The 22,521-nt window shown below is 67.9% G+C and carries 23 protein-coding genes, 1 tRNA gene and 1 pseudogene; 8 read left to right on the top strand and 17 right to left on the bottom strand.

The features are described 5' to 3' along the window. Positions 1-24 precede the first annotated feature (24 nt). The 5 genes from CSW59_RS18120 (at position 25) to CSW59_RS18100 (ending at position 3,064) form a co-directional block, all read left to right on the top strand. Positions 25-462, top strand: a complete 438-nt coding sequence (locus CSW59_RS18120; RefSeq protein WP_099445383.1) for a hypothetical protein — start codon at positions 25-27, stop codon at positions 460-462. Positions 463-491: 29 nt separating this feature from the next. Next, positions 492-893: a hypothetical protein gene (locus CSW59_RS18115; RefSeq protein ID WP_099445382.1), complete on the top strand. Its 402-nt coding sequence runs from the start codon at positions 492-494 to the stop codon at positions 891-893. After that, on the top strand, positions 890-1,084 hold the full coding sequence (locus CSW59_RS18110) for a helix-turn-helix transcriptional regulator (protein WP_099445381.1): 195 nt from the start codon (positions 890-892) through the stop codon (positions 1,082-1,084). The genes CSW59_RS18115 and CSW59_RS18110 overlap by 4 nt, the downstream gene beginning before the upstream one ends. Before the next feature lie 109 nt (positions 1,085-1,193). After that, positions 1,194-2,081, top strand: coding sequence for an alpha/beta fold hydrolase (locus tag CSW59_RS18105; protein WP_099445380.1), 888 nt, complete (start codon positions 1,194-1,196; stop codon positions 2,079-2,081). A gap of 92 nt (positions 2,082-2,173) precedes the next feature. Further along, on the top strand, positions 2,174-3,064 hold the full coding sequence (locus CSW59_RS18100; RefSeq protein ID WP_099445379.1) for a TraB/GumN family protein: 891 nt from the start codon (positions 2,174-2,176) through the stop codon (positions 3,062-3,064). Between the two features lie 36 nt (positions 3,065-3,100). On the opposite strand, the gene CSW59_RS18095 is transcribed toward CSW59_RS18100, so the two are convergent. The 11 genes from CSW59_RS18095 to CSW59_RS18045 form a co-directional block, all read right to left on the bottom strand. Then, positions 3,101-3,763, bottom strand: coding sequence for a cyclopropane-fatty-acyl-phospholipid synthase family protein (locus CSW59_RS18095; protein ID WP_099445378.1), 663 nt, complete (start codon positions 3,761-3,763; stop codon positions 3,101-3,103). A 149-nt stretch (positions 3,764-3,912) separates the two neighbouring features. Next, positions 3,913-4,521, bottom strand: a complete 609-nt coding sequence (locus CSW59_RS18090) for an HD domain-containing protein (protein ID WP_099445377.1) — start codon at positions 4,519-4,521, stop codon at positions 3,913-3,915. 79 nt (positions 4,522-4,600) lie between these two features. After that, positions 4,601-5,560: a glycosyltransferase gene (locus tag CSW59_RS18085; RefSeq protein WP_099445376.1), complete on the bottom strand. Its 960-nt coding sequence runs from the start codon at positions 5,558-5,560 to the stop codon at positions 4,601-4,603. An 82-nt stretch (positions 5,561-5,642) separates the two neighbouring features. Next, positions 5,643-5,717: transfer RNA gene (locus CSW59_RS18080), tRNA-Gly, on the bottom strand. 78 nt (positions 5,718-5,795) lie between these two features. After that, entirely contained in the window at positions 5,796-7,667 is a 1,872-nt protein-coding gene (locus CSW59_RS18075) for an ATP-binding protein (protein WP_099445375.1), read from the bottom strand. Positions 7,668-7,821: 154 nt separating this feature from the next. Beyond that, entirely contained in the window at positions 7,822-9,690 is a 1,869-nt protein-coding gene (locus tag CSW59_RS18070; protein WP_099445374.1) for a glycoside hydrolase family 9 protein, read from the bottom strand. Positions 9,691-9,830: 140 nt separating this feature from the next. Continuing rightward, the gene (locus CSW59_RS18065) at positions 9,831-10,172 is read right to left on the bottom strand and encodes an EF-hand domain-containing protein (RefSeq protein WP_099445373.1); all 342 of its coding nucleotides are present in this window, start codon (positions 10,170-10,172) and stop codon (positions 9,831-9,833) included. A 100-nt stretch (positions 10,173-10,272) separates the two neighbouring features. Beyond that, a complete protein-coding gene (locus tag CSW59_RS18060; protein ID WP_099445372.1) occupies positions 10,273-11,211 on the bottom strand; it encodes a prephenate/arogenate dehydrogenase family protein in 939 nt (312 codons plus the stop codon). 165 nt (positions 11,212-11,376) lie between these two features. After that, complete coding sequence (hisC, locus tag CSW59_RS18055) at positions 11,377-12,498, bottom strand: histidinol-phosphate transaminase (protein ID WP_099445371.1); 1,122 nt, start codon at positions 12,496-12,498, stop codon at positions 11,377-11,379. A gap of 57 nt (positions 12,499-12,555) precedes the next feature. Next, entirely contained in the window at positions 12,556-13,356 is an 801-nt protein-coding gene (locus CSW59_RS18050; protein WP_099445370.1) for a chorismate mutase, read from the bottom strand. A gap of 103 nt (positions 13,357-13,459) precedes the next feature. Next, the gene (locus tag CSW59_RS18045) at positions 13,460-14,470 is read right to left on the bottom strand and encodes a DUF2125 domain-containing protein (protein ID WP_099445369.1); all 1,011 of its coding nucleotides are present in this window, start codon (positions 14,468-14,470) and stop codon (positions 13,460-13,462) included. Positions 14,471-14,498: 28 nt separating this feature from the next. Here CSW59_RS18045 and CSW59_RS18040 point away from each other — a divergent pair, with 28 nt between their 5' ends. Then, a complete protein-coding gene (locus CSW59_RS18040; protein ID WP_099445522.1) occupies positions 14,499-15,050 on the top strand; it encodes a gamma-glutamylcyclotransferase in 552 nt (183 codons plus the stop codon). Here the strand turns inward: CSW59_RS18040 and CSW59_RS18035 are convergent. Genes CSW59_RS18035 through ftsE form a run of 4 tightly spaced genes read right to left on the bottom strand, consistent with a single transcriptional unit; the run spans position 15,047 to position 17,965 of the window. Next, positions 15,047-15,757 (bottom strand): 1-acyl-sn-glycerol-3-phosphate acyltransferase, encoded by a 711-nt coding sequence (locus tag CSW59_RS18035; RefSeq protein WP_099445368.1) that lies wholly within the window; start codon positions 15,755-15,757, stop codon positions 15,047-15,049. The genes CSW59_RS18040 and CSW59_RS18035 overlap by 4 nt on opposite strands. Next, the gene (locus tag CSW59_RS18030; protein WP_099445367.1) at positions 15,754-16,371 is read right to left on the bottom strand and encodes a YdcF family protein; all 618 of its coding nucleotides are present in this window, start codon (positions 16,369-16,371) and stop codon (positions 15,754-15,756) included. Before CSW59_RS18030 ends, CSW59_RS18035 begins: the two co-directional genes overlap by 4 nt. Further along, positions 16,368-17,261 (bottom strand): ABC transporter permease, encoded by an 894-nt coding sequence (locus CSW59_RS18025; RefSeq protein ID WP_099445366.1) that lies wholly within the window; start codon positions 17,259-17,261, stop codon positions 16,368-16,370. The genes CSW59_RS18030 and CSW59_RS18025 overlap by 4 nt, the downstream gene beginning before the upstream one ends. Then, a complete protein-coding gene (gene ftsE / locus CSW59_RS18020; protein ID WP_201722845.1) occupies positions 17,258-17,965 on the bottom strand; it encodes a cell division ATP-binding protein FtsE in 708 nt (235 codons plus the stop codon). Before ftsE ends, CSW59_RS18025 begins: the two co-directional genes overlap by 4 nt. An 83-nt stretch (positions 17,966-18,048) precedes the next feature. On the opposite strand from ftsE, the pseudogene CSW59_RS18015 reads away from it, so the two are divergent. Beyond that, positions 18,049-18,726, top strand: a pseudogene (locus CSW59_RS18015) (MJ0042-type zinc finger domain-containing protein); the annotation flags it as partial. Positions 18,727-18,942: 216 nt separating this feature from the next. After that, positions 18,943-19,524, top strand: a complete 582-nt coding sequence (locus CSW59_RS18010) for a phosphoribosyltransferase (protein WP_201722844.1) — start codon at positions 18,943-18,945, stop codon at positions 19,522-19,524. Between the two features lie 20 nt (positions 19,525-19,544). Here the strand turns inward: CSW59_RS18010 and CSW59_RS18005 are convergent, their stop codons facing one another. Both CSW59_RS18005 and lysA read right to left on the bottom strand, forming a co-directional pair. Then, positions 19,545-21,158 (bottom strand): methyl-accepting chemotaxis protein, encoded by a 1,614-nt coding sequence (locus CSW59_RS18005; RefSeq protein WP_099445364.1) that lies wholly within the window; start codon positions 21,156-21,158, stop codon positions 19,545-19,547. A gap of 93 nt (positions 21,159-21,251) precedes the next feature. Next, positions 21,252-22,517 (bottom strand): diaminopimelate decarboxylase, encoded by a 1,266-nt coding sequence (gene lysA / locus CSW59_RS18000; RefSeq protein ID WP_099445363.1) that lies wholly within the window; start codon positions 22,515-22,517, stop codon positions 21,252-21,254. Positions 22,518-22,521 lie beyond the last annotated feature (4 nt).

Raw genomic sequence — 22,521 nt, 5'->3', positions numbered from 1 at the left:
CCGTCTGGATCAAAGAGGGGATCAATGAGCGAACACATCGGACGTCAGGCGCGCCGCCAAACGGCGGCGCTGCGAGGGCTGATCGGCGCCTTCCTGATCGGGGCGGTCAGCGGCGCGGGTTACCACATCGCCAAGGACCAGAGCCTGGCGATCTCACCCGTCATTCTGGGCGCTGGCTTCGTCGGCTTGGCCCTGCTCGCGGCGATCACCAGCGTCGTCTACTGGCGCAATATCGACGAGGCCGCCCGCGAGGCTCACAAGTTCGCGTGGTTCTGGGGCGGTTCGAGCGCGATGCTCCTGGTTCTGCCGGTCCCGTTCCTAATCGGCGACGCGCGCCTGGTCGCGCTGCTGGGCCAGCACGCGCCGACGGATTGGTTCGCCATCGGCGTCACGGCCCTGATCATCGCCCAGTTGATCGGCTACGGCCTGGTCTGGGCCGGCTGGTGGCTGCGCCAGCGCTGATCCGACCTGGAGCCCTTGGAGCGTCAAACATGACCAAGACCTCAAACCCCGCCGTTCGGCGCTATCTGGCGCGCTTCTTTCCGGCGATGATCGCCTATGTCGTGGTGCTGTCTGGATCATTGTGGCTGATCGAAAGCCACAGCCCGCAAGGCGTCTTGCTTTGGATACTGGGCGCGGCGCCCGCCATCCCGATCATCGCCGTCATCGCCGTCATGGGGCTCTATCTGGCGGAAGAGACCGACGAGTTTCTGCGCCTGGTGCTTGTTCAGTCCATGCTGTGGGGCATCGGCTTCACCTTGGCCGCAGGCACGGTCTGGGGGTTCTTGGAGAACGTCGGGCTGGTTCCGCACTTCCCGCTGTACCTGATCTTCCCCGTATTCTGCGGCGCGTTCGGCTTGGCCCAGCCCCTCGTCAGGAGGCGGTACCAATGAAGAACCGCCTCAAGGTCCTCCGCGCCGAGCGGGACTGGAGCCAGGCCGATCTGGCCGAGCGGCTTGATGTGTCCCGCCAGACCGTCAACGCCCTGGAGACGGGCAAGTACGATCCCAGCCTGCCGCTGGCCTTCAAGATCGCCCGCCTGTTCGGGCAGCCGATCGAGACGATCTTCCAGGACGAGGCTTAAGCGCTTCGCCCGCCTCCGGGGCGGCAAGCCCCAATTGCTGACCTGTACCGCTTCGCCCGGCGCCCTGTCGCCGAACCCTTCCGCACGCCTCGTTCCTATGGAGAGCACGATGCAAAAGCTGATGCCTAAAGCCCATCTGTTCGCCGTCATCATGGCGATCCTGGCCGCTCTTGGCGTCTTCGGCAGCCGCGCCGACGCCGCCGATCGGATGACCGTCACCGTCACGGGCAAAGGTCCCGATGTGGTGCTGATCCCGGGCCTGGCCTCGTCCGCCGCCGTCTGGGACCAGACCGCCAAGCAGCTCTCGGCCTCGCACCGCGTCCACGTCGTGCAGGTGGCGGGTTTCGCCGGTGCACCGGTCGGCGGCGCCGCCGAGGGGCCGGTGGTCGAGCCCCTGGTCGCGGCGGTCGACGCCTACATCAAGGCCAACAACCTGAAATCGCCGGCGATCATCGGCCACTCGATGGGCGGCTTCACAGGCCTGCTGCTAGCCCAGCGCCACCCCGAGGACGTCGGCCGACTGATGATCGTCGACAGCCTGCCGTTCTTCCCGCTGCTGTTCTCGCCGACCGCGACGCCCGAGAGGGTCACGCCCCAGGCTGCGGCCATGCGTGAAGCCACCATCGCCATGAGCGCCGAAGCCTTCGCCAGCCAGCAGGCCTTGACCGCGCCGCGTTTCGTCAAGTCGGTCAAGGATCAGGTGCTGGTGCTGGACTGGTCGAAGACCTCGTCGCAATCGGTCGTCGGCCGCGCGATGTACGACCTGCTGACCACCGACGCGCGGCCCGGCCTGGCTGGGATCAAGAGCCTGGTCACGTTGCTCTATCCCTATGATCCGGCGATGGGCGCGCCGCCGTCGATGGTCGAGAAGATCTACACCGACGCCTACGCGACCCTTCCAGGCGTGACCGTCAAGCGCGTCGATGACTCCCGCCACTTCATCATGCTGGACCAGCCCAAGGTCTTCGCCGAGGCGGTCGCCGACTTTCTAAAGTAGCCGCCTTCCAGCCTTCACCCCCCGGAGCGCTTCGGGCCTTGCCTGGCGTCTCCCATCACCTTCAACCTGATCCATCTCATCGGAGCGTTTCCATGTTTCTCAATCTTCACCGCGCCACCAAGCGTCTGGCCGTCGGCCTTGTCTCGGTCTTCGCGCTTGGCTTTGCTGGCGGCGCGCTTGCCGAACCCGCCTTGTGGGCGATCAAGGACAAGGACTCGACGATCTACCTGTTCGGCACGATCCACGTGCTGAAGCCCGACACGAAGTGGCGCTCGGCCAAGATCGACAAGGCCATCGCCGACAGCGCGGACCTGACCTTGGAGGTCATCGGCGCCGACGATCCCGCCGTCATGCAGCCGCTGGTCACCCACTATGGCCTGGACCAGACCAAGACTCTGTCGGCAAAGATCGGCCCCGAGGCCTTCAAGAAGGTCTCGGCCGTGGCCCAGACCGTGGGCATGCCGCCGCAGGCCCTGGAGATGATGCGGCCGTGGTTGGCGGGCATCACCGTCTCGATGGCGCCGATCATCAAGGCTGGCTACGACCCCCGCAGCGGTGTCGAGGCCGTCCTGACCAAGGAGACCAAGGCGGCGGGCAAGGCCCAGGCCGCTCTGGAGACGGCCGAGCAGCAGGTTCGCTTCTTTGCCGACCTGCCCGCGCCGATCGAAACCGAGTTCCTGAACTCGTCCGTCGACAACGCCGAAGAAGGTGTCGGCAAGCTGGACGAGATGGTCACGGCCTGGAGCGCCGGCGATGTGGCCGCCCTGGAAACCGTCTTCGTCACCGAGATGAAGACCAAGTATCCGTCGGTCTATGACGTGATGCTGGTCAAGCGCAACCAGGACTGGGCGGGACAGCTGAAGACCAAGCTCGCCGGTTCAGGGGTTAGCTTCGTCGCGGTGGGCTCCGGCCACCTCGTTGGTCCCGACAGCGTCCAGGTCCAGCTGGCCAAGCTGGGGATCAAGGCCCAGCGCGTCGAGTAGGCAAGGGGGCTCCGGCGGGGGACGCCCCCCGCCGGGTCAGCGCGGCGAAAGCACCGCGACGATCCAGGCGCCGCCCCAAGCGGCGCAAACGATGGCCTCGTCCTCTACTTTCGCGTGGGCCTTCATGAGTTCCCAGGTGGGCAACTGACGGGTGGCCAACCACATGGTCACCCCGAACTTGCCGCCTTCGCGCAGGTTCTTGCGGTAGCGGTCCATGACCTTGGACATGTCGCCCAGGAACTCGGCGCATTCCGAAAAGACGATGACGTCGAAGGTCTCGTCGGTGTCGAAGGCGCTCCCATCGCCCGTTTCGAAATGGACGGGTCCGTCGATAGGCGTCGCTGACGCCTTTTCCCGGGCTCGTTCGATGGCCAGCTTGGAGACATCAACGCCCAGATAGGCCGACGGGCGGTGCAGGGCGATCGTGTGGTAGAACGCGCCTTCACCGCAGCCGATGTCCAGCACAGCCGGGTTCGGTCGGCTTCCCGCCAGTAACGACGCGAGCAGCCTATGGTGGTGACGCTGGTCGTTGCGCCACAGTCGGTCCAGCACCCCTGACGCATAGTCGCTGTCCCAATCCCAGTTGGCGTTGGAGTCGCGCGGCGGCGTGCTTTTCCGTCGTCGGCCGAACACCTTCCCGACCCATGGCCGATCCATCGCCGCCAGTTCGATGAACCGCCTCAGCTTCCCATAAGCCATTACGCCATCCCCCTATTTGGCCCGTGCGCGACGCCGCGGCGAGGCCAAAGCTTCCATGAAAGAACGTTGTTCCACGCGTCTTTCACATGCGGCGGGCTTATTGTGAAGCTTGGGCGCGCCGTCGGCGTAACAGTCCGGGGCGAGACCGCCTACTCCGCCGCGCGGGGCGCCATGTAGATCGAGCGCTTGGGCGTGCTCATCACGCGGCCCAGCATGGGCTCGAACGCCTCCAGCGGCATCGACTGGAAGCTGGGGTCGAAGGCTTCCTGGTCGTACACATGACAGAACTTGGCCGTGTATTCGAAGTCGGGATGGCCCCGGAACTGGTCGCGCAGGTTCCGGTCCAGGCCCAGGTGATGGAAGAAGTAGTAGCCCTGAAAGATCGCGTGGTGCGCCACCATCCAGTGGTTTCGCTCCGACACGAACGGTTGGAGGATCGCCGCGGCGATGTCGGCGTGATTGCGTGGACCCAGGATGTCGCCGATGTCGTGCAGCAGGGCGCAGACGACATATTCCTCGTCCTCGCCGGCTTGATGCGCGCGGGTAGCAGTCTGCAGGCTGTGCTCCAGCCGGTCGATGGCGAAACCGCCGCAGTCTCCCTTCAGAAGATTCAGATGCGCGATCAGGCGTTTTGGCAGGTCGCGGCCAAATTCCATCGACGCGCTGGCGATGATCGCCCAGTCCTCGGCCGTGCCGTCGACCATGGCGTGAAATTTGGCCCGGGCCTCGACGCCTGGATGGTCTTCACCGTCCGCCATCGCGCTTCTCCCCAAACATCTGTTTGAGGCGATGGTGCGCCCGAAGCGGCGAACCGTCAACGCGAACGCTTGGGCCGGCTTAGCGCCGGGTCGGCAGACGTCGAGCCTCGGGGGCCAGACGCTCCCAGACCTCTTCCAGCTTTATCAGGAAGCGCGCGTACGACCACTGGTCGGCCGTGGCGCGGGCCGCGTCTCGTAGGGCGGCCAACCGCGCGCCGCCGGTGGCCACGACATCCGCCGCCTCGGCCAGGGCGTCGGCGGCGGCTTCGCAATCATCGTCGGGCGCCCAGAATCCGTTTTCGGCCGTCATGTACTGGCGACCGCCGATGCCCATGAAGCCAGCCGACACGCAGCCGCACGCCATGGCTTCCAGGGTCGTCATGCCGACGGACTCGAACCGCGGAAGGCTGAGATGGAGCGCCGATCGTCCCAAAATCTCGGCGACTTCGGCCTCGGGCTGGTTGGATATCTCGACCCATGGCAGGCCGACATGGCGCGGATGGGCCTTGCTCAGGAACTGCCGGATGATCCTGGTTTCCCCCATCCGCTTGCGAGGCGAATAGGCCGCTTGCAGCAGGTCGTTGGCGCCAGGCTTGAAGATCCGCTCGTCGGCGAAGCATGGGACGATCTCCACCTGGGCCCCCGGAACCACCCTGCGGATCGTGTTGGCGTTGATCGCGCCGACGGCGAAGAAGACCGGCGAATGACCCGGCGCGAACGCGTCGACTTGCTCAAGTCCCAGGTTCAGGAAGCTGAACTGGTTCTGCTCGAAGATGACCGTGCGCCGCCTGTCCTGGGCCAGGGTGCGGATCGCGTTGGGGGCGTCGGACGGAACCACCAAGATGTCATCCGGGCGAAACCGTGTCCCCACCTCGGTCGGCGCCTCGAAATCCAGCCAGGTCAGGTCGACCTTGTCGGTGTTGCGCCACCAGATCGCCTCGAAGCCCATCCTGTTGAGGGCTTCGACATGGCGCAGAATGACCTTTTGCCCGCCCGCCACAGCGCCCGTCGGAAAAGACAGATAAACGATACGCGTCAAGCAACGTCCCTGCTCTGAACACAGTCTTCCCGTGCGCTGTAGCACACAGCGCCGCGACGGTCGTCATAGGTCAGGAAAGCTTTGGAGCGGGCGGGGGGAATCGAACCCCCGACATTCAGCTTGGGAAGCTGACGTTCTACCTCTGAACTACGCCCGCCAAAGGGAGGACCCGTTTAGCCCGGCTTGGGTCAGCACTCAAGCGTCGGCGCGACCTGATTTTGGGGTTCGCCCGGCTCTAGGCGTCGGCTTTGGTCGCGGTGTCCTCGCCGCCGCCCACGCAGCGCGCCAGCATTTCAGCCAGGGCCGAGACCTCGATGGGCTTGGGGAGCACGTCGTCCATGCCGGCGGCCTGATAGCTGGCGGTTTCCTGTTGCATCAGGCTGGCGGTGACCGCCACGATCGGAACGCGCGGGCGACCCAACCGATCTTCCTCCTGGCGAATGGCGCGGGTGGCCTCCACGCCGTCCATCACCGGCATGTGGACGTCCATGAAGATCGCGTCCCAGGGCTGGCGCCGCCAGGCCTCGACCGCCTCGCGGCCGTCGGCGGCGAAGCCGCAGGCGATGCCGAACGGTTCGACCAGGGCGGCGATGATCTCGCGGTTCATGGCGTTGTCGTCGACGACCAGCAGGGTCGGCGCGTCCTCCTCGCCCTCCGCTTGCGGGACAGACGCCCGCTGCGGCGCCGGGGTCGAGACGGGGCAGGGGATCACAAGGGTGAAGGTCGAGCCGCGCCCTGGCTGCGACGCGGCGGTCATCTCGCCGCCCATGGCTGTGACCAGGCCCTGGCAGAGGGTCAAGCCTACGCCAATGCCCCCGGCCGAGCGTTTGGTCGAGTCGTCGATCTGGCTGAAGCGCTCGAAGATCACGGCCATCTTGTCCGGCGCGACGCCGTCGCCGGTGTCGCTGACCTCGATCCGCAGTTTGCCGCCCGCGCCGCTGATCCGGCAGTCGACGCCGCCTTGGTGGGTGAACTTCAGGGCGTTGTCGATCAGCACACTGACCACCTGCCGCAGCCGATCGACATCGCCCAGGCGGGTCTCCGCCGGCGCGGCCTCCAGCTGCATGGTCAGGCGCAGGCCGCGCGCTTCGGCGGCGGGGCGGTGCAGGTGGTCGAGCGACTGGGCGAGGGCGGCCAGCGGGAACGGTCGCGGCTTCAAGCGCAGCTCGCCGTCGTCCAGCTGGCATAGGTCCAGCACGTCGTCGATCATCATGCGCAGGCGCCGGGCCGCGCCCTTCATCTCAAGCACCTGCTCGCGCTGCTTCCGGCCCAGGGCCGAGCGGGTCAGGATCTGGCCCACGCCGAGGATCGCGTTCAGCGGGGTGCGCATCTCGTGACTGACCGTGGCCAGGAAGCGGGACTTAGCCTCATTGGCCGCCTGAGCGCGTTCGGTGGCCTGCTGCAACTGCCGGGTCCGCAGAGCCACTCGCGCCTCGAGGTCCTGGTTCAGACTGTTGAGGTCGTGACTGCGCCGCGCCAGGGCCTCAACCAGGTCTCGGTTCTGGTCGCGCAGCTGGATGGAGTCGACGAGCAAGGCGTGATTGTTGCGATGGCCCGCCAGCATGACCAGGCAGAAGACGACGCCCAGTACGCCCAGCACGGTCTCGCTTAGCTGCCCGGCGATCAGGGTCAGGGAGGCGGGCAGCAGAATGAGGGCGATATAGATTCGGCCGGTCAGCTTCAGGGGCGAGAGCACGCCGGTCGCGCCGCCCGCCAGCGCCGACAGCACCACGATGATCACATAGCGCGTCGACTGGCTGTCGATCGGAATGCGCGCGCAGGCCAGGAAAGCCCACAGGGCGGCGCTGATGATCAGGCCGCTTGAGAACATCGCCGCCAGAAGGTCCAGCCGGTTTGCCAGGGCCCGGCCGGCGATGGCGGCGGCCAGCAGGCGGTCGGCGACGATACGCGCGGCCAGCACCGTCAGAGTCACCGCCAGCCATGCCCAGTAGAACGGGCGCTCGCTGGGCAGGGAGGCCAGGGTAACGCCGATCGCCGCCGCCGCTTGCACGCCCATCGTCGCCATGCTGTTCCGCGACGCCTGTCCCAGAAGGGCCAGGGCCAACGGATTGTCACGGATCTTCGAGCGGGCGTGGTTGGGGATCATGGGACTGTCGCGGTCACGACACTAGATTGCAAGACTTGTTCCCTCCGGGAATAGCCAAAGTCGCCTTGGCGATCTCGCGACAAAGCGCCGCGCAGCAAGGCCAACGGCAGGTAAACCATAGGGGCGATGGCGCTGGCGGCCCACGCGGCAAGGCCTAGCGGGCGGTGTCGTCGAGGAAGATCGACACCCAGGCCAGGGGCGCGTTCCAGTTGATCGCGACCTCATTCTGGGTAAAGGCGCGGTAGTCGTCGGTCCAGCACGTCTGAGGGTGGCATTGGCCCTTCATGTCGCGCGCAATGGGGTCGTCCATGTCGGTGGAGTTGGGGCCGCCCGACAGCACCCCCGACGGCGGCGCGGGGTAGGCCGGGTTCGCCTCGCGGGCCCAGAAGCGGTGGTGGGGATTGCGCATGGCCCGAGGGCCAAAGCCGCTGACATACGACCGGTCCAGCGGGTTGCGACCCAGCACGTAGTCGAGGGCGTCGAGCGCGCCGGTCCGATACGCGGCCTTGCCGGTGAGGTCATAGGCCACGCCCAGGATGATCGCCCGGTTCAGCACCGACGCGTTCGAGCCCCAGGGATAGCCCTTGGGCGCATAGGGCAGGGCGTAGCCCTGGGTCTGGCCATCGGCGAGATGGCTGTCGGCGCTGGCGAGAAGGTTGGCGCGCAGCTTGGCGATCTCGGCGGGCTTGAGCCCGTTCGGGGCGAGGGCGAGAGTCACGCCGCCCAAGGCGCCGACCGAACTCCAGCTGATGTCGCCGGTCGGGCGGTCGCCCGCAGTGGGTCCGGCCAGGAACAGCGGCGAGGCCCGCAGCGCCTGGGCGTAGGCGTCCTCGCCCGTCGTGGCGTAGAGCTCGGCGGCCGCCCAGTAGAATTCGTCGGTCAGGTTCCCATCGCCATAGCCGCCGCTGCCGGCGAAGGCGCCCAGGGCATAGATTTCTGGATTTCGCACGGCGGCGGCGTAGGCCCGGCGAGCTGCGGCCAGGCACCGCGCGGCGAAGGCCGGGTCGATCGTCTTCCAGACCCGCGCAGCCTGGGCGGCCACGGCCGCCAGGTTCAGCGTCGCCGAGGTGGTCGGGTAGTAGAGATAGCGGGGACGCTTGTCCTCGGCCGGCGCCGTGGGGATCGTCGTCCACTGATCGTCGGCTATCTTCTGGTGCGCCATGCCCGAGGCGTCGACGGGCGTCAGGGGCAGCTTGCCATCGACCGGGTTCTGCTTGCCGATGGGGACCTGGAGCGTCTGGCCGTCCGGAACCTGCATCGACAACAGGAACGCCAACTCGTAGCGCGCCTCGTCCAGCAGGTCGGGAACGCGGTTGCTCCTTTCGGGTAGGGCCAGGGCGCCGTCGCCCACGGCCTTGAGCGCGGCCTTGCGCTTGAGCACGGCGGCGCGCTCATAGGCGTTGACAAGGGTCCAGACCGAGACGCCGCCATTGACAACGTACTTGCCGTGGTCGCCGGCGTCGTACCAGCCGCGGCTGGCGTCCAGTGTGTAGCCGCAGCCTGGCCAGACCTGCCCGCGCTCGTCGGCCTTGTCGAAGCAGGTGGCCTTGTCCGGTGCATGGCCAGCGGGGCGGGCAAGATCGGGGCGTTCCACGAAACGGGCCTCGATCGGGATGCTGGCCCGCTGCTGGTAGAAGAACGACAGCGACGCCCGGGTGAGCTTGCCGTCGGGCTTGGCGCGCAGCGCGAAGGGCCTGCTCTCGGCATCGCCGACCTTGAGTCGATAGCCGTCTCCCGCCCGCCGGAAGGACGAGAAGTCGATCTGGTGGACGTGCTCGCCCGAGGCGGCGTCATCGCCGAACACCCGCGTTTTGCCCCGCAGGACCACGCCGCCCTTGGCGTCCAGCAAGGTCCAGTCCAGCGGCTGGGCGGAGGGATCGGCTAGCACGGCGCGCTTAGGGCCGTTGGCTTCGAAGCCGCTCTGGTTGAACCGGAGAGCGCGAGGGGCCTCTTCGGCATGCGCGGCGCCCGCGAGCGGCAGGAGGGCGACGAGCGGCAGGGCGGCCAGACGGTTGTTGCGCATCCTAAGAGCTCGCTCCGACTTTTTCAGTCTGAAAGCTAGGCAAGCCGGACAGCGTTGTCACGATCTTTGCTGGACCCTCCCATACGCGGAACGCCGCCTGGCGGCGAGCCAGACGGCGTTCAAAGCATCCTGAGCGCGGCTCAGTTACCTTCGGGCGGCGGGCCTTCCGGCGGCGGGCCGGGAGGCGGGCCGTCGCCCTGCTGCATGCGACGCTGGCGCATTTTCTCGAAGGCAGACTTCATTTCGTCGAGCGTGATCTTGCCGTCCTTGTTGGCGTCGATCATCGCGAAGCGGTCCTCGGGACGGCCCGCGCCGGTCCATTCTTTCAGGTCCACGGCGCCATCGCTGTTGGCGTCCCAGCGCTTGAAGATGTCTTCGGGCGACGGCATCTGCATGCCAGGCGGCGGCCCGGCCTGGGCGAGCGCGGCGCCCGCGGTGAAAGTGGCGCAGGTCGCCAGCGCGGCGAGAATTATGCGGCGCATATAGGTCGTTTCCTTCCGGGTGATTGTCCCTGGACGTTTTGCATGAGCCGCGATTGTTACGGCTGTGTTTCGCGATTACGGCGAGAAGCGGCGTGGCGCCTCAGTGCTTGCCGCGGTCCCGGCCGAAGTTCGGCTCGGCGCTCTCCTGGCCCGCCGCCACGATGCCACGGCGGATGGCGCGGGTGCGGGTGAAGTGGGCGTGCAGGGTGTCGGCGTCGCCCCAGCGGATCGCGCGACTCATCGCCTGCAGGTCCTCGGTGAAGCGGCCCAGCATCTCCAGAACCGCGTCCTTGTTGGCCACGAATATGTCGCGCCACATGGTCGGGTCGCTGGCGGCGATGCGGGTGAAGTCGCGAAAGCCCGAGGCCGAATACTTGATGACCTCGTTCTCGGTGACGTTCTCCAGATCCGCCGCGCTGCCGACGATCGTGTAGGCGATCAGGTGAGGCAGGTGCGAGACGACGGCCAGCACCAGGTCGTGGTGCTTCTCCTCCATCAGCTCGACCTGGGCCCCGAAGGCGCGCCAGAAGGTCGACAGGCGCGCAACGGCGGCCGCGTAGGCCTCGTCCTCGCTGTCGAGGGGGGTGAGGATCGTCCAGCGGTTCTCGAACAGCTCGGAAAAGCCGGAGTCGGGGCCCGACTGTTCGGTGCCGGCGATCGGGTGGCCGGGGATGGCGTGGATCTTCGAGATGTCCTGGGCGCGGAACGCCTCGGCGACATTGCCCTTGGTCGAGCCGACGTCGGTCAGGGTCGCGCCGGCCTTCATGGCGGGGATCACCTGGGCGGCCAGGTCGGGGATCGACAGCACGGGCGTGGCGATGACCACGAGGTCGGCGTCCTTGACCGCCTGGGCGATGTCGCCGGTGACGTGTTCGGCGATGCCCAGCTTGAGGACGCGAGCCCGGTGCGCCTCGCTGGCGTCGGCCACCGTGATCTCGCCGACGACGCCATGCTCACGCGCGGCGCGGATGATCGAGCCGCCGATCAGGCCAGCGCCGATCACGGTCATTTTCGGATAGAGAACGCCGGGGCTAGACATGGATAGGGCTCACTTCAAACCGATCTCCCCGGCGAACGCCGGGGCCCAGATCCAGCCTGAGCGGTTTGGGATGACGTGCCTCTTGCCTGGTTTCAAGCGAAAGGCGGCCGTGGGTTCGATCTGGACCCCGGCATTCGCCGGGGGGGCGGGGGAAAAGCCAGACATCTAGCGGCTCATGAACTGGGCGAGGAGTTCGACCACGGCGCGGTTCTGCTCTTCCAGGCCGACGGTGATGCGGATCGCATTGGGCAGGCCGTAATTGGCGACCGCGCGGACCAGATAGCCCTTCGACGCCAGGAAGGCCTCGGCCTCCAGAGCCGTCTTGCCGGGCGTGGTCGGGAAGGTCGCCAGCACGAAGTTGGCCGCCGACGGCGTCACCTCCAGGCCCAGGCCGCCGAGCTGCTGGGCCAGCCACGGACGCCACTGCTCGACCAGGGCCAGCGAACGGGCCTGGAATTCGTCGTCGAACAGCGCCGCGACCGCCGCTTCCTGGGCGGGGATCGAGGTGTTGAACGGCGGCCGGATGCGCTCGATCGGCTCGATGATGTGGCTGGGCGCGTAGCCCCAGCCGACGCGCAGGGCGGCCAGGCCGTGCAGCTTGGAGAAGGTGCGGGTGACGATCACGTTCTCGGCGGTGCGGGCCAGGTCGAGGCCGTCCTCGAAACGCGGATCGCTACAGAACTCGGCATAGGCGCCGTCCAGGACGAGGAGCACCGACGGCGGCAGGGCCGCGTGCAGGGCGCGGATCTCCTCGCCCGTCAGCCAGGTGCCGGTCGGGTTGGCGGGATTGGCGATGAAGACCAGGCGCGTGCGCTCGTCCACGCATTTCACCACCTCATCGACGTCGATGCGGTGGTTGATCTCCTTGGCCATCCGTACCTCGCCCTGGCAGGCGCGTGCCCCGATGGCGTAGGCGGCGAAGCCGTGCTCGCCCTGGACGATGTTGTCGCCGGGCTCCAGATAGACCTGGCACAGCAGGGCGAAGATCTCGTCGCTGCCGTCGCCGAAGGTCAGGCGCTCGGGCTCGAGATCGTAACGCTTGGCCACCGCCTCGCGGAGGATGTTGGCCTTGCCGTCCGGATAGATGTGCAGGCGGTCGACCGCGTCGCGATAGGCCGCCTTGGCTTTGTCGCTGCTGCCCAGGATGTTCTCGTTGCTCGACAGCTTAACCGGATGGGCGACGCCCTCGACCTTGGACTTGCCGCCGACATAGGCGTGGATGTCCAGGATCCCGGCCTTGGGGACGGGGCGGGGCGCGGCGAAGCGGTCTGCGGCGGAGGCGGTCATGGGTCTGCTCGGGGGTCTACTCGGGCGTCGTACCAATCTGTGTACGGCGGCCGCTTCTTACACGTCGAACTGCTCGGGCGCAGCCCCGATGACGCCAGTCAATTGGCCTGGCGCGCGCGCCAGCCGCTCGTCGTCCGGCTGGAAGAAGCCCGACAGCGAAAACAGCTTCAGCCCGCCGGCATCGGCGATCAGTTCGGCGGCGACGCCGTCTTGGCCCAGGGCCTCTACGATAGCGGCGGCGCTCTTGGGCGAGTCGCTAACCCAGAAGGTCTGATCGCCACCGGTCGGTTCGACCTCCACCTCGGCCACGGCCAGGGCGGCCTGGAGCCCCCAAGTCGCGAGGCAGGGCAGGGCGGCGAACACCTTCAGTTTCGGCTCGGCCAGCAGACGTCCCCACCACGGCGTGTCGCTGGCCAGCGGCAGGACGGCTACGCCCCACGGGGCGCGGGCGACGGTGAGGGCGTCCTGAGGCGTCGGGACGAGAGACAGGCGCGGCGCGGTCCCGAAGCGCAGACGGGTCAGCTCAACCGTGCGGGCCGGCTCCCGGCCTCCGAAAACGCCCAGTTGGTAAGGACCCTGGCGCGCCAGATTGTCGGCCATGATCTCGCGCCAGATGCGGATGACCAGGGCGTTGGAGGCGCCCTTGCGGGGCGCGTCGAGCAGTTTGCGGACGATCTGGGCCTCGCGGCCGGGGCGCAGGCCAAAGCCGGTGTCGCCCGAGGCGCGCTTGGCGGCGGCGACCGCGCCGGCCAGGCTGGCGCGCTCGTCAAGCAGCTTCAGCAGTTCACCGTCGATGGCGTCGAGCCGCCATCGAACCTCATCGAGAGACGGTGTGGCGTCCGTCGCGTCGCTGCCCATGTTCTTCCCCGAAATTGGAGGGCGGACCATAGTCTTTGCCGCCGAACACGCAATAGCCAGCCTTCACGGGAAGAAAATTGCGTTTTGGGTGAGCATTGCTCGATCAGTAGACCCGCGGCGCGGGGCCGGTGTCGAGTACGCCCAGGAAGCTGCGCCCGTCGCGGAAATGCAGGCTGGCCTCGATGACCGGCTCGCGCCCCATGGCCTGGGCGGCGGCGGCGAGAGCCTGTTCGGGGGTGCGGATCGGCTTGGAGAGGTCGACGCGTTCCTTGATGGCCACTTCGAGGTCGCCGGTCAGGTGTCCTTGCGAGTCGACGGACAGCACGCCGGACTTGGCCCGCCCTTCCGCGTCGCCGGCCAGGATTTGGCTTTGCTCGAAGGTGATCTGGCCGCCCGCGGCGCTCCAGCCCTTCACGGCGGCCTCCCAGCTACGGCCGCGCAGCGCCGAGACGTGCGAGAGCTTGGTTTCCAGCATCAGCGAGGCGGTCTTGTCCTGGGCGATGCGGCCCAAGAGGCCCGTGAACGCGGTCTTGGCGCCGTCGGCCTTGAACAGGATCGCGCCCTGGTCCTCCGGACCCGCGCGCAGGTGCAGCTCCATGCCGTCCGCCGAAACCAGTTGGAACGGCTTGGCGCCCGAGGCCGGCGTGAAGGTCAGGCCCGCGCCCTCGACCGAGATGCGCGGCGGATACTCCTTGATACGCGAGATGCTGGCCCGCAGCGCCTGGCCGGTAATGGCGACGTCGCCGGCCTCGGGCCGCGTCAGCACCACGCCTTGCGGCGCCACCAGCACCCAGTGGGTGACGTCGAAGATGGCGGCCTCGCCCTTCAACACCGGCGCGCGCACCGCCCAGCCCGTGGGCTCGGCCACGCGGGCGTCGGTCAGGTCGATGTTCATCCGGAACGGAAAGCCGTGAAACGTCCTGGCGCTCCAGGAGAGGTCGTAGCCGCGCGACTTCAGGTCGGCGGCCTGGGCGTCCATCTTCTGCTCGGCCTGGCCGCGCAGCCAAAACCAGCCGTAGCTCCAACCGCCCGCAACGAGGGCGGCCAGGATAAAAGGTGCGAACAGCCTGCTGCGGCGGGCTTTGCGGGACGGGGCGGCGTCGCTATGGGTCATGGAAAGGCGCGTCCAGTCAGGAATGGTGATGGGTTTGGCAGGCGGCGGCGAAGATCGCTGGGTGTTCGGATACGGATCGCTGATGTGGCGGCCCGGGTTCCCGTTCATAGACCGAAGAACGGCTGTGCTCCACGGGCGGCGCCGCGCCTTCTGCATCTATTCGGTCCACCACCGCGGCACCTACGAGCGGCCGGGCCTGGTGCTGGGCCTGGCCCCCGGCGGCGCGGTGCGCGGCATGGCCTATCGGGTCGCGGCGTCCGAATGGGAAGGCGTCTATGCCTATCTGCGCGAGCGCGAGCAGCCGACCGAGACCTACTTCGAGACTTGGCGCGACGTGAAGGTCGATGGGAATGGCAAGGCGCCGGCGCTGGTCTTCCTGTCAGACATGAAGCACAGCCAGTGGGCCGGCGCGCTGACGCTGGAGCAGCAGGCCCAGCTGATCGCCGGCGCGACGGGACTATCGGGACCGAACATCGACTATCTCCGCGACCTCGTCATGCACCTGCGCGAGGACGGCGTGCGCGACCACGCCATGGAGAAGCTGCTGAGGATGGTCGAGAGCATCGAGACGGGCGCTTAGAGCCCCTCGTCCTCCAGCGCCTTGGTCGCGCCGTCGATCCGCGTCTGCAGCTCACGCATGAACTCCGCGCGCTTCAGGCCGGCGGGGATCGGCTCCAGATATTCGAAGACGATGGTCCCAGGCTTGAGCAGCAGGCTCTTGTCCCAGTGGCCGCCGCAGTTGAGCGCGAGGGGCGTCACCGGCATGTCAAGCTCGCGATAGAGCGCCGCGATACCGGGCTTGTAGTCGCCGGGCTGGCCGACATCGCCCCGCGTGCCTTCGGGGAAGATGACGATCTGGCGAGCGCCCTTCATGCGGTCCTTGGCGTCGCGGACCAACTTCTTCAAAGCGGCCGAGTGGCCGTCGCGGTCGACGACGATCATGTCCGCCTTCAGGCCGTGCCAGCCGAACAGCGGCACCATCAGAAGCTCTTTCTTCATCACAAAGCAGGCGTCCGGGAGGATGGCGAATTGGCTGAAGACGTCGAACATCGACTGGTGCTTGGCCGCGACCAGGGCCGCGCCGGTCGGGAGGTTGTCGCGGCCTCGGATCTCGACGCGCACGCCCGCCAGCCAGCGCAGGCTCAGCGTCACGCCCTTCGACCAGAAGGCCAGGCAGGCGCGATTGGCGGCTCTGGGCAGCGGAAAGGTGACGATCATCAGGATCGCCATCGTCGCGGACCACAGCCAGAAAACGAGCTGGAACAGGAAAGAGCGCAGATAGATCAAGAAGCGTCCTTCGCCTCGGGGGCGTCCTTTGTCTTGGGGCCAAGCGCCAGGAACGCCTCACGTCCCAGGATCGCCAGGTACTTACAATACTCCACGATCATCCGCCGCGCGCTGGTGCTGGTTTTCCACCACCGATGAGCATTGAGATCGGTCCTGACCGGATAGGGATAAAGTTTCACGCCCGGCATGGCGGCGCTGAGCTCCAGCATCGAGCGGGGCATGTGATAATCGGCGGTGACCACGATCAGGCTCTCATAGCCCTTTGAGCGCGCCCACTCTGCGGTTTCCAGCGCGTTGCCGACGGTGTTGGCGGCGGTGAAGCCCAAGTCGACGCAGCAGTCGTAGATTGGCTTGACCGCCTTGGTGACGCTCTGGACGTCGGCGCGGGTGGCTTCGCGATTGACGCCCGAGATCAGCAAGCGTTTGCCCTTGCCTTCCTCCAGAAGACGCGTGGCGGCTTCCAGGCGAAGGCTGGAGGCGCCGGTCAGGGCGACCACGCCATCGGCCTGCGGCGGCTCGGGCGCGGGCGTGGAGAGGTCTACGCGGCCGGTGAAGGCCAAAAGGCCCAGGCCCCAGATCATCAGGGCGATCAGCAGGGCGGCCAGCGACTTCACGCCATCTCCCCAACGATCCGAGAGGCGGCCAGACGCGCGGAGATTCCGGCGATCAGCGCGGCTGCGATGGGCGCGGGCGCAGCGGCCAGCAGGTCCATCCAGGCCAGCGGCAGGACCGGGGCCAGACCCGCGCCGCCGCCGAAATAGCGAAGGAGCGCGCCGATCCCGGCCGCGCTGGCGCCGCCCAGCAGACCCGCCAGCGCGCCCATCATCGCGAAACGGCCTTGGAACAGGCCGGCGATGAAGCCGCGTTCGGCGCCGGAGAAGTGCAGCACCTCGATGACGTCGCGGCGCGCGGCGAGGCCTGCGCGGGTGGCGAAGGCGATGACCGCCGCCGCAGCAGCAGCGATCAAGGTGAAGACGCCGAGCGCCGCCAGCCGCGCCATGTTGGCGGCGCGCTCGATATCGGCGATCCAGCGGCTGTGGTCATCCACCGTGGCGTCAACACCCGCCGAGCGCAGGGCCTTGTCCAGAATCTGGGCGGTGGGCGGCGCCTTGGGGTCGAGATCCAGGGTGACGAGGCGCGGCGTGGGCAAATCCTCGACCAGCGCGTCCTTGCCGATCCAGGGCTCCAGCAAGGCTTCGGCCTTTTCGCGGGTCAGGGCTTGGGCCTCGACCACGCCCCGCACGCCGGCCAAGGTCTCGGCGGCGCGGGCGGCGGCGCTGTCGGGGGTCTCGCCGGCGCGAGCGCGGACCACGACGGTGGCCGAGCCGGTCAGCTGCGATGTCCAGCCGTGGGCGGCGCGGTTGGCGGCCAGAGCCGCGAAGGCCGTGAGGCAGGCCAGGAAGCACAGGACGGCGACGACGAAAACAAGCGCCCCATCCCGCGCGTCGCGCGGCGGCAGCAGCGGCCCTGGCCGCCATCGCGAGACGTCGAACAGCGCGGTCACGGCGTCGCCTCCGCCCCCATCAGGCGTCCGTCCAGCAGACGCAGGGCCGGTCTTCCGGCGCGCGCGACCATGTCTTCGTCGTGGGTGGCGATCAGCACCGTGGTGCCCAGGCGGTTCAACTCGACGAACAAGCGCAGCAGGCGCAGCGACATGGCCGGGTCGACATTGCCCGTCGGCTCGTCGGCCAGCAGGATATCGGGGCGATCGACGACGGCGCGGGCGATGGCCAGTCGCTGCTTCTCGCCGCCGGACAAGGTCGCGGGAAGAGCATGCATGCGCTCGCCCAGGCCGACCCATTTCAGAAGCTCGGCGACGTCGTCGCGATAGGTGGCGGGTTTGCGCTTGAGAATACGCAGCGGAAGGGCTGCGTTGTCGAACACCGACAGATGCTCGAGCAGCCGGAATTCCTGGAAAACGACGCCGATGCGGCGACGCACGAACGGCAGGTCATTGGGGTGGAGCAGGCTGATATCGCGGCCAAAGAGTTCCACGCGTCCTCGTGACGCACGGTGGGCCAGATAGATCAGTTTAAGCAGCGAACTCTTGCCCGCGCCGGAGGCTCCGGTCAGGAAATGGAACGAGCCCTGGCGCAGGGAGAAGCTGATATCCTTGAGAGTTTCGGGCGCCCGGCCGTAGCGCATGGAGACGCCTTCGAAGCGGACCACCGGTAGGGCGTCATCGCCCTGTTCTGTGTCGATCCGCAAGGCGCGTCACTGGGCTTTCTGGACATCAGGGTTAAAATCGGCGACCCCGTAAGCAGCGTGTAGAGATCGTTCGATTCGCGGCCATGATACTGACCTGTCCGGAGTGCGCCAGCCGCTATTTCGTGGACGACTCCAAGGTCGGTCCGGAAGGCCGGGTCGTGCGCTGCGCGGCCTGCGGCCATCGGTGGACGGCGCGCAACGAAGAGACGGCGACCGACCTCTTCGAGGATCCTGAAAACCCCAGTCTCGCCAGCCGGAGCGACTCGGAGGCCGCCCCTGAGTCGGCGGGCGAGCCGACTGAAAGCGAGGCGGTTGAAGAGCCGCCGGTCAGCGCCCTGCCGGGCGAGGAACTGCCCAAGGTCTTCCGCGCCCGCGCCGACGCTCAGCGGCGGCTGCGCGAGGCCACCGTCACGGGCGTCATCTGGGCGGGCGTGGCGGCGGTCATGGCCGCGCTCGTCATCGGCGCGCTGATCTTCCGCATCGACATCGTGCGGATTCTGCCCGGAACCGCCGGAGCCTATGCGGCCGTCGGGCTGCCCGTGAACACCGTGGGCCTGGTCATCGACCGCGGAAGCATCAAGGCTCAGCCTCTGATGAAGGACGGTCACGCGGCGGTCACCGTGACGGGCGCCATTCGCAATATTACAGAGCATCCGGTTGTCGCGCCGGCGCTGCGCGTCGAGCTTCTGAACGGCGAGGGTAAGCGGGTCTCCGGCCAGCTGGCCGCCGCGCGCGACGCCAAGATTCCGCCGGGCGAGGTGCGGCATTTCTCGGTCACCTTCCTAGACCCGCCGCGCACCGCCAAGGACCTGCAGATTGGCTTTGCGACCGACGAGGGGGCCGTGAAGGCGTCGATCCCCCCGTCGGCGGCCCATGAAAAGGGCGCCGAAGGGCACGGCGAGAAGCCCGATGTGGCCTTGCGCGGCGCCCAGGAGACGTCCGCGTCGTCAGAAGCGGCTGGACATGCCCCCCGGGACATGAGAGCGGGGACAAAACCGTCCCCACAGACTCTCACGAACCCGCTCACCATGAATGATTCCAAGAAGCCCGAAGTCCTGATCTCTGAAGCCGAGATCGCTGAACGGGTTAAGGCGCTGGCCGAGGCGATCGCGCCGCGCATCGACGACGACACCGTGGTCGTCTGCCTGCTGACCGGCGGCCTCTGGTTCGCCGCCGACCTGACCCGCGCGCTTTGGAAAGCCGGCCGCGACGTACGCTTCGACGCCCTGTGGCTGGCTTCGTATCATGACGAGCGCAAGAGCTCGGGCCGTTGCGAGGTTCGCGCTGACCTGCAGCGTCCGCTGGTGGGCCGCCGCGCCCTGGTCGTCGATGACGTCTTCGATACGGGCCTGTCGCTGTCGGAGGCCGCGCGCCTGGTGAAGGATGCTGGCGCCAGCGAGGTGCTGACAGCTGTCTTCGCCCGCAAGCCCTGGCCGACCTCGCGGGGCATGGAGCCTGACTTCGTGGCCTGGGAGGCGCCCGCGCGCTACCTGGTGGGCTATGGCCTCGACGACGAAGGCAAGAGCCGTGGCCTGCCTTACATCGGCGCGATGGACTAAGGCCGTAGAGCGCGGCTGCCTTAAGCCGCGCGCTGCTCCGCCTGCGGCCGCGCTTCGCGGCCGATCTCGAACATGTCGACTCGCTGAGCCAGCTCCTGGGCCTCGTTGCGCAGGGCGTGGGCGGCGGCGGTGGTCTCTTCCACCATGGCCGCGTTCTGCTGCACCACGCGGTCCATCTCGCCCATCGTGCTATTGACCTCGCCCAGGCCCTCGGCCTGGTTGCGGGCCGAGGCGGCGATGGCGTTGACCTGGGTGTTGATCTCGGCGACGCGGGCGATGATCCGCTGCAGCGCCTCGCGCGTGCGGCCCACGCGCTCGACGCCGGCGCTGACCTGATCGCCAGAGACGTTGATCAGGGCCTTGATCTCCTTGGCCGCATCGGCCGAGCGTTGGGCCAGGGCCCGCACTTCCTGAGCCACGACCGCGAAGCCACGACCGGCTTCACCGGCGCGGGCCGCCTCGACCCCGGCGTTCAGGGCCAGGAGGTTGGTCTGGAAGGCGATCTCGTCGATGACGCCGATGATCTTGCCGATCTGGCCCGACGAGGTTTCGATCTGGGTCATGGCCTCGACGGCCTCGCTGACCACCGGGTCCGAACGCTCGGCCTCCTGGCGGGCGGCGGCGGCGGCGGCGTTGGCCTGGTTGGCGCTTTCGGCCGTGTTCTGGACGGCCACGGTGATCTCGCCGAGCTGAGCGGTGGTCTGGACTAGGCTGGCGGCCTGATGCTCGGTGCGGCGGGCCAGCTCGTCCGAGGCGCGCGACATGTCGGCGACGCCCGCTGTCATGCTCGCGGCGTTGCCGGCGATCTCGCGCATAGCCGCCTGCAGGCGGCTCAGCGCCTCGTTGAAGTCGGCGCGGAGGGGCTCGTAGCGAGCGGCGAAGGTCTGGGTCAGGCGCCAGGTCAGGTCGCCGCGCGACAGGTGGGCCAGAGCCTCGGCCAGTTCCTCGACGACCTGGGTCTGCTCGGCTTCCACCGCAGCCTTCTGCCGAGCCTGCTCGGCGTTGGCGGCGTCGCGCGCGGCGCGCTGGGCTTCGGCGTCGGCGTTGGCGGCGTCAGCCCGGGCGGCGGCGTCGAGGGCCTTGTCGGTGCGTGCGGTGACGGTGACGAACAGGCGCGAGACGCTGGCGGTCAGCCAGATCAGCGACCAGGCGGTGGCCAAGGTGACGCCGGCGCTTAGGGCGACGCGCAGGAACGTGACCTCGCCGATCATCAGCAGGTGGGGCGCGAACAGGGCGGCGGCGATCTCGATGGAGATGATCGTGCCGGCGGCCACGGCGACCGCGCGCCAGTCGCCATAGGCCACCATCAGCGCCAAGGCGGCGAGGTAGGCCATCCGAGCTTCGGGCTGCAACGCGTGACCCGCGAAGGCGGCGACGAACAGACTGACCTGCCCCATCAGGGTGACCGCAGTGGAAATCCGTTGGGCGGCGTTGTCGCGCCAGATGGCCCAGCCGCCCCAGCCGATCGCGGCAAGCAGCACCGAGCCGCCGGCCAGCGTCATGGTCGATTTGCCGCCGGTGAACAGGCTGGCGACCGGGGTGATCAGCGCCAAGGCCGCGATGCAGACGAGCACCAGGTGCCCGCCCACTTTTCGTTGCGCCTCGATACTGTCGAACTCTATGAAGCTGCCCACCGAAGATACTCCACGCCCCAAATTGGGTTGAAGTTCGGTGATCGCGGTTAATCTAGCGTGACGATCGGAAAGAGTTTCGGTCCGTACGACTACTTAAACCCAGTCCGGTATCAGATCGCGCGCCAGGATCTCGTCATAGGTCGGACGTTTGCGGATCACAGCGTAGCGATCGCCATCCACCAACACCTCGGGCACGAGGGGACGGGTGTTGTACTCGCTGGCCATCGCGGCCCCATAGGCGCCCGCCGACATGAAAGCCACCAGGTCGCCCGTCGTGAACGGCGGAAGCGCGCGATCGCGGGTGAAGGTGTCCCCCGTCTCGCAGACCGGGCCGACGACGTCGTAGACGGTCTCGCCGCCGCGCTGGATCACGGGACGGATGTCGTGGAAGGCGTCGTACATGGCCGGGCGAATCAGGTCGTTCATGGCCGCGTCGATGACCAGGAACTTGCGGCCCTCCGGCCGCTCATGGACGTGCACGACCTCGCTGACCAGCACACCGGCGTTGGCGGCGATCACGCGGCCAGGCTCGAAGGCTAGGGTCACTGGCAGGCCGTGAGTGACCTCGCCGACCATGGCGGCGAATTTAGCGGGCGAGGGGGGAGCGGGGCTATTGAAATAGGGCACGCCCAGGCCGCCGCCCAGGTCCAGCCGCTCGACCGAGAGGCCTTCGCCCAGCAGTTGCTCGACGAGACCCCGCATCTTGGTGAAGGCGGCGCGCATGGGCTCCAGATCGGTGATCTGGCTGCCGATGTGGCAGGCCACGCCGACCGGCTCGAGATTGCGGTTGTTGCTGGCGTTGGCGTACAGGCGCGCGGCCTCGGCGAACGAGACGCCGAACTTGTTTTCGGACTTGCCCGTGGCGATCTTGGCGTGGCCGCCAGCGGCGACGTCCGGATTGACGCGGAAGGCGACCTTGGCCTTCACGCCCATGTTCGCGGCGACCTGCGCGATCAGGTCCAGTTCCGGCTCGGACTCGACATTGATCTCGGCCACGCCCGTCTTCAGGGCGAAGGCGATCTCGCGGCGGGTTTTGCCGACGCCGGAGAAGACGATGCGCTCGCCGGGGATGCCGGCCGCCAGGGCGCGGCGGATTTCGCCCTCCGAGACGGTGTCGGCGCCGGCGCCCAGCTCGCCCAGCACCTTCAGCACCGCGACGTTGGAATTGGCCTTCACCGCATAGGCGATCAGCGGATCGACCACGCCGGCCACCGCGAGGGCGTCGCGGAAGACCGTGAAGTGCCGCTCCAGCGTGGCGCGGGAATAGACGTAGACCGGCGTGCCGACCTCGGCCGCGATCTTGGCCAGGGGAACGCCCTCGCAGGCCAGGCCCTCGGGGCCGTACTCGAAGTGGTTCAACGCG

It is taken from the genome of Caulobacter sp. BP25 (genome assembly GCF_002737755.1).
Lineage (GTDB): Bacteria > Pseudomonadota > Alphaproteobacteria > Caulobacterales > Caulobacteraceae > Caulobacter.
The sequence above is the reverse complement of the archived record's forward strand: the minus strand, read 5'-3'. Positions and strand labels throughout refer to the sequence as shown.

Coding starts and splice junctions, on each gene's coding strand:
- CSW59_RS18070 (WP_099445374.1), bottom strand. CDS start 9,690: ATGCGCAACAACCGTCTGGCCGCCCTGCCGCTCGTCGCCCTCCTGCCG.
- CSW59_RS18060 (WP_099445372.1), bottom strand. CDS start 11,211: ATGTCTAGCCCCGGCGTTCTCTATCCGAAAATGACCGTGATCGGCGCT.
- CSW59_RS18050 (WP_099445370.1), bottom strand. CDS start 13,356: ATGGGCAGCGACGCGACGGACGCCACACCGTCTCTCGATGAGGTTCGA.
- CSW59_RS18075 (WP_099445375.1), bottom strand. CDS start 7,667: ATGATCCCCAACCACGCCCGCTCGAAGATCCGTGACAATCCGTTGGCC.
- CSW59_RS18090 (WP_099445377.1), bottom strand. CDS start 4,521: ATGGCGGACGGTGAAGACCATCCAGGCGTCGAGGCCCGGGCCAAATTT.
- CSW59_RS18040 (WP_099445522.1), top strand. CDS start 14,499: ATGGGTTTGGCAGGCGGCGGCGAAGATCGCTGGGTGTTCGGATACGGA.
- CSW59_RS18115 (WP_099445382.1), top strand. CDS start 492: ATGACCAAGACCTCAAACCCCGCCGTTCGGCGCTATCTGGCGCGCTTC.
- CSW59_RS18045 (WP_099445369.1), bottom strand. CDS start 14,470: ATGACCCATAGCGACGCCGCCCCGTCCCGCAAAGCCCGCCGCAGCAGG.
- CSW59_RS18110 (WP_099445381.1), top strand. CDS start 890: ATGAAGAACCGCCTCAAGGTCCTCCGCGCCGAGCGGGACTGGAGCCAG.
- CSW59_RS18105 (WP_099445380.1), top strand. CDS start 1,194: ATGCAAAAGCTGATGCCTAAAGCCCATCTGTTCGCCGTCATCATGGCG.
- hisC (WP_099445371.1), bottom strand. CDS start 12,498: ATGACCGCCTCCGCCGCAGACCGCTTCGCCGCGCCCCGCCCCGTCCCC.
- CSW59_RS18100 (WP_099445379.1), top strand. CDS start 2,174: ATGTTTCTCAATCTTCACCGCGCCACCAAGCGTCTGGCCGTCGGCCTT.
- CSW59_RS18120 (WP_099445383.1), top strand. CDS start 25: ATGAGCGAACACATCGGACGTCAGGCGCGCCGCCAAACGGCGGCGCTG.
- CSW59_RS18010 (WP_201722844.1), top strand. CDS start 18,943: ATGAGAGCGGGGACAAAACCGTCCCCACAGACTCTCACGAACCCGCTC.
- CSW59_RS18095 (WP_099445378.1), bottom strand. CDS start 3,763: ATGGCTTATGGGAAGCTGAGGCGGTTCATCGAACTGGCGGCGATGGAT.
- CSW59_RS18065 (WP_099445373.1), bottom strand. CDS start 10,172: ATGCGCCGCATAATTCTCGCCGCGCTGGCGACCTGCGCCACTTTCACC.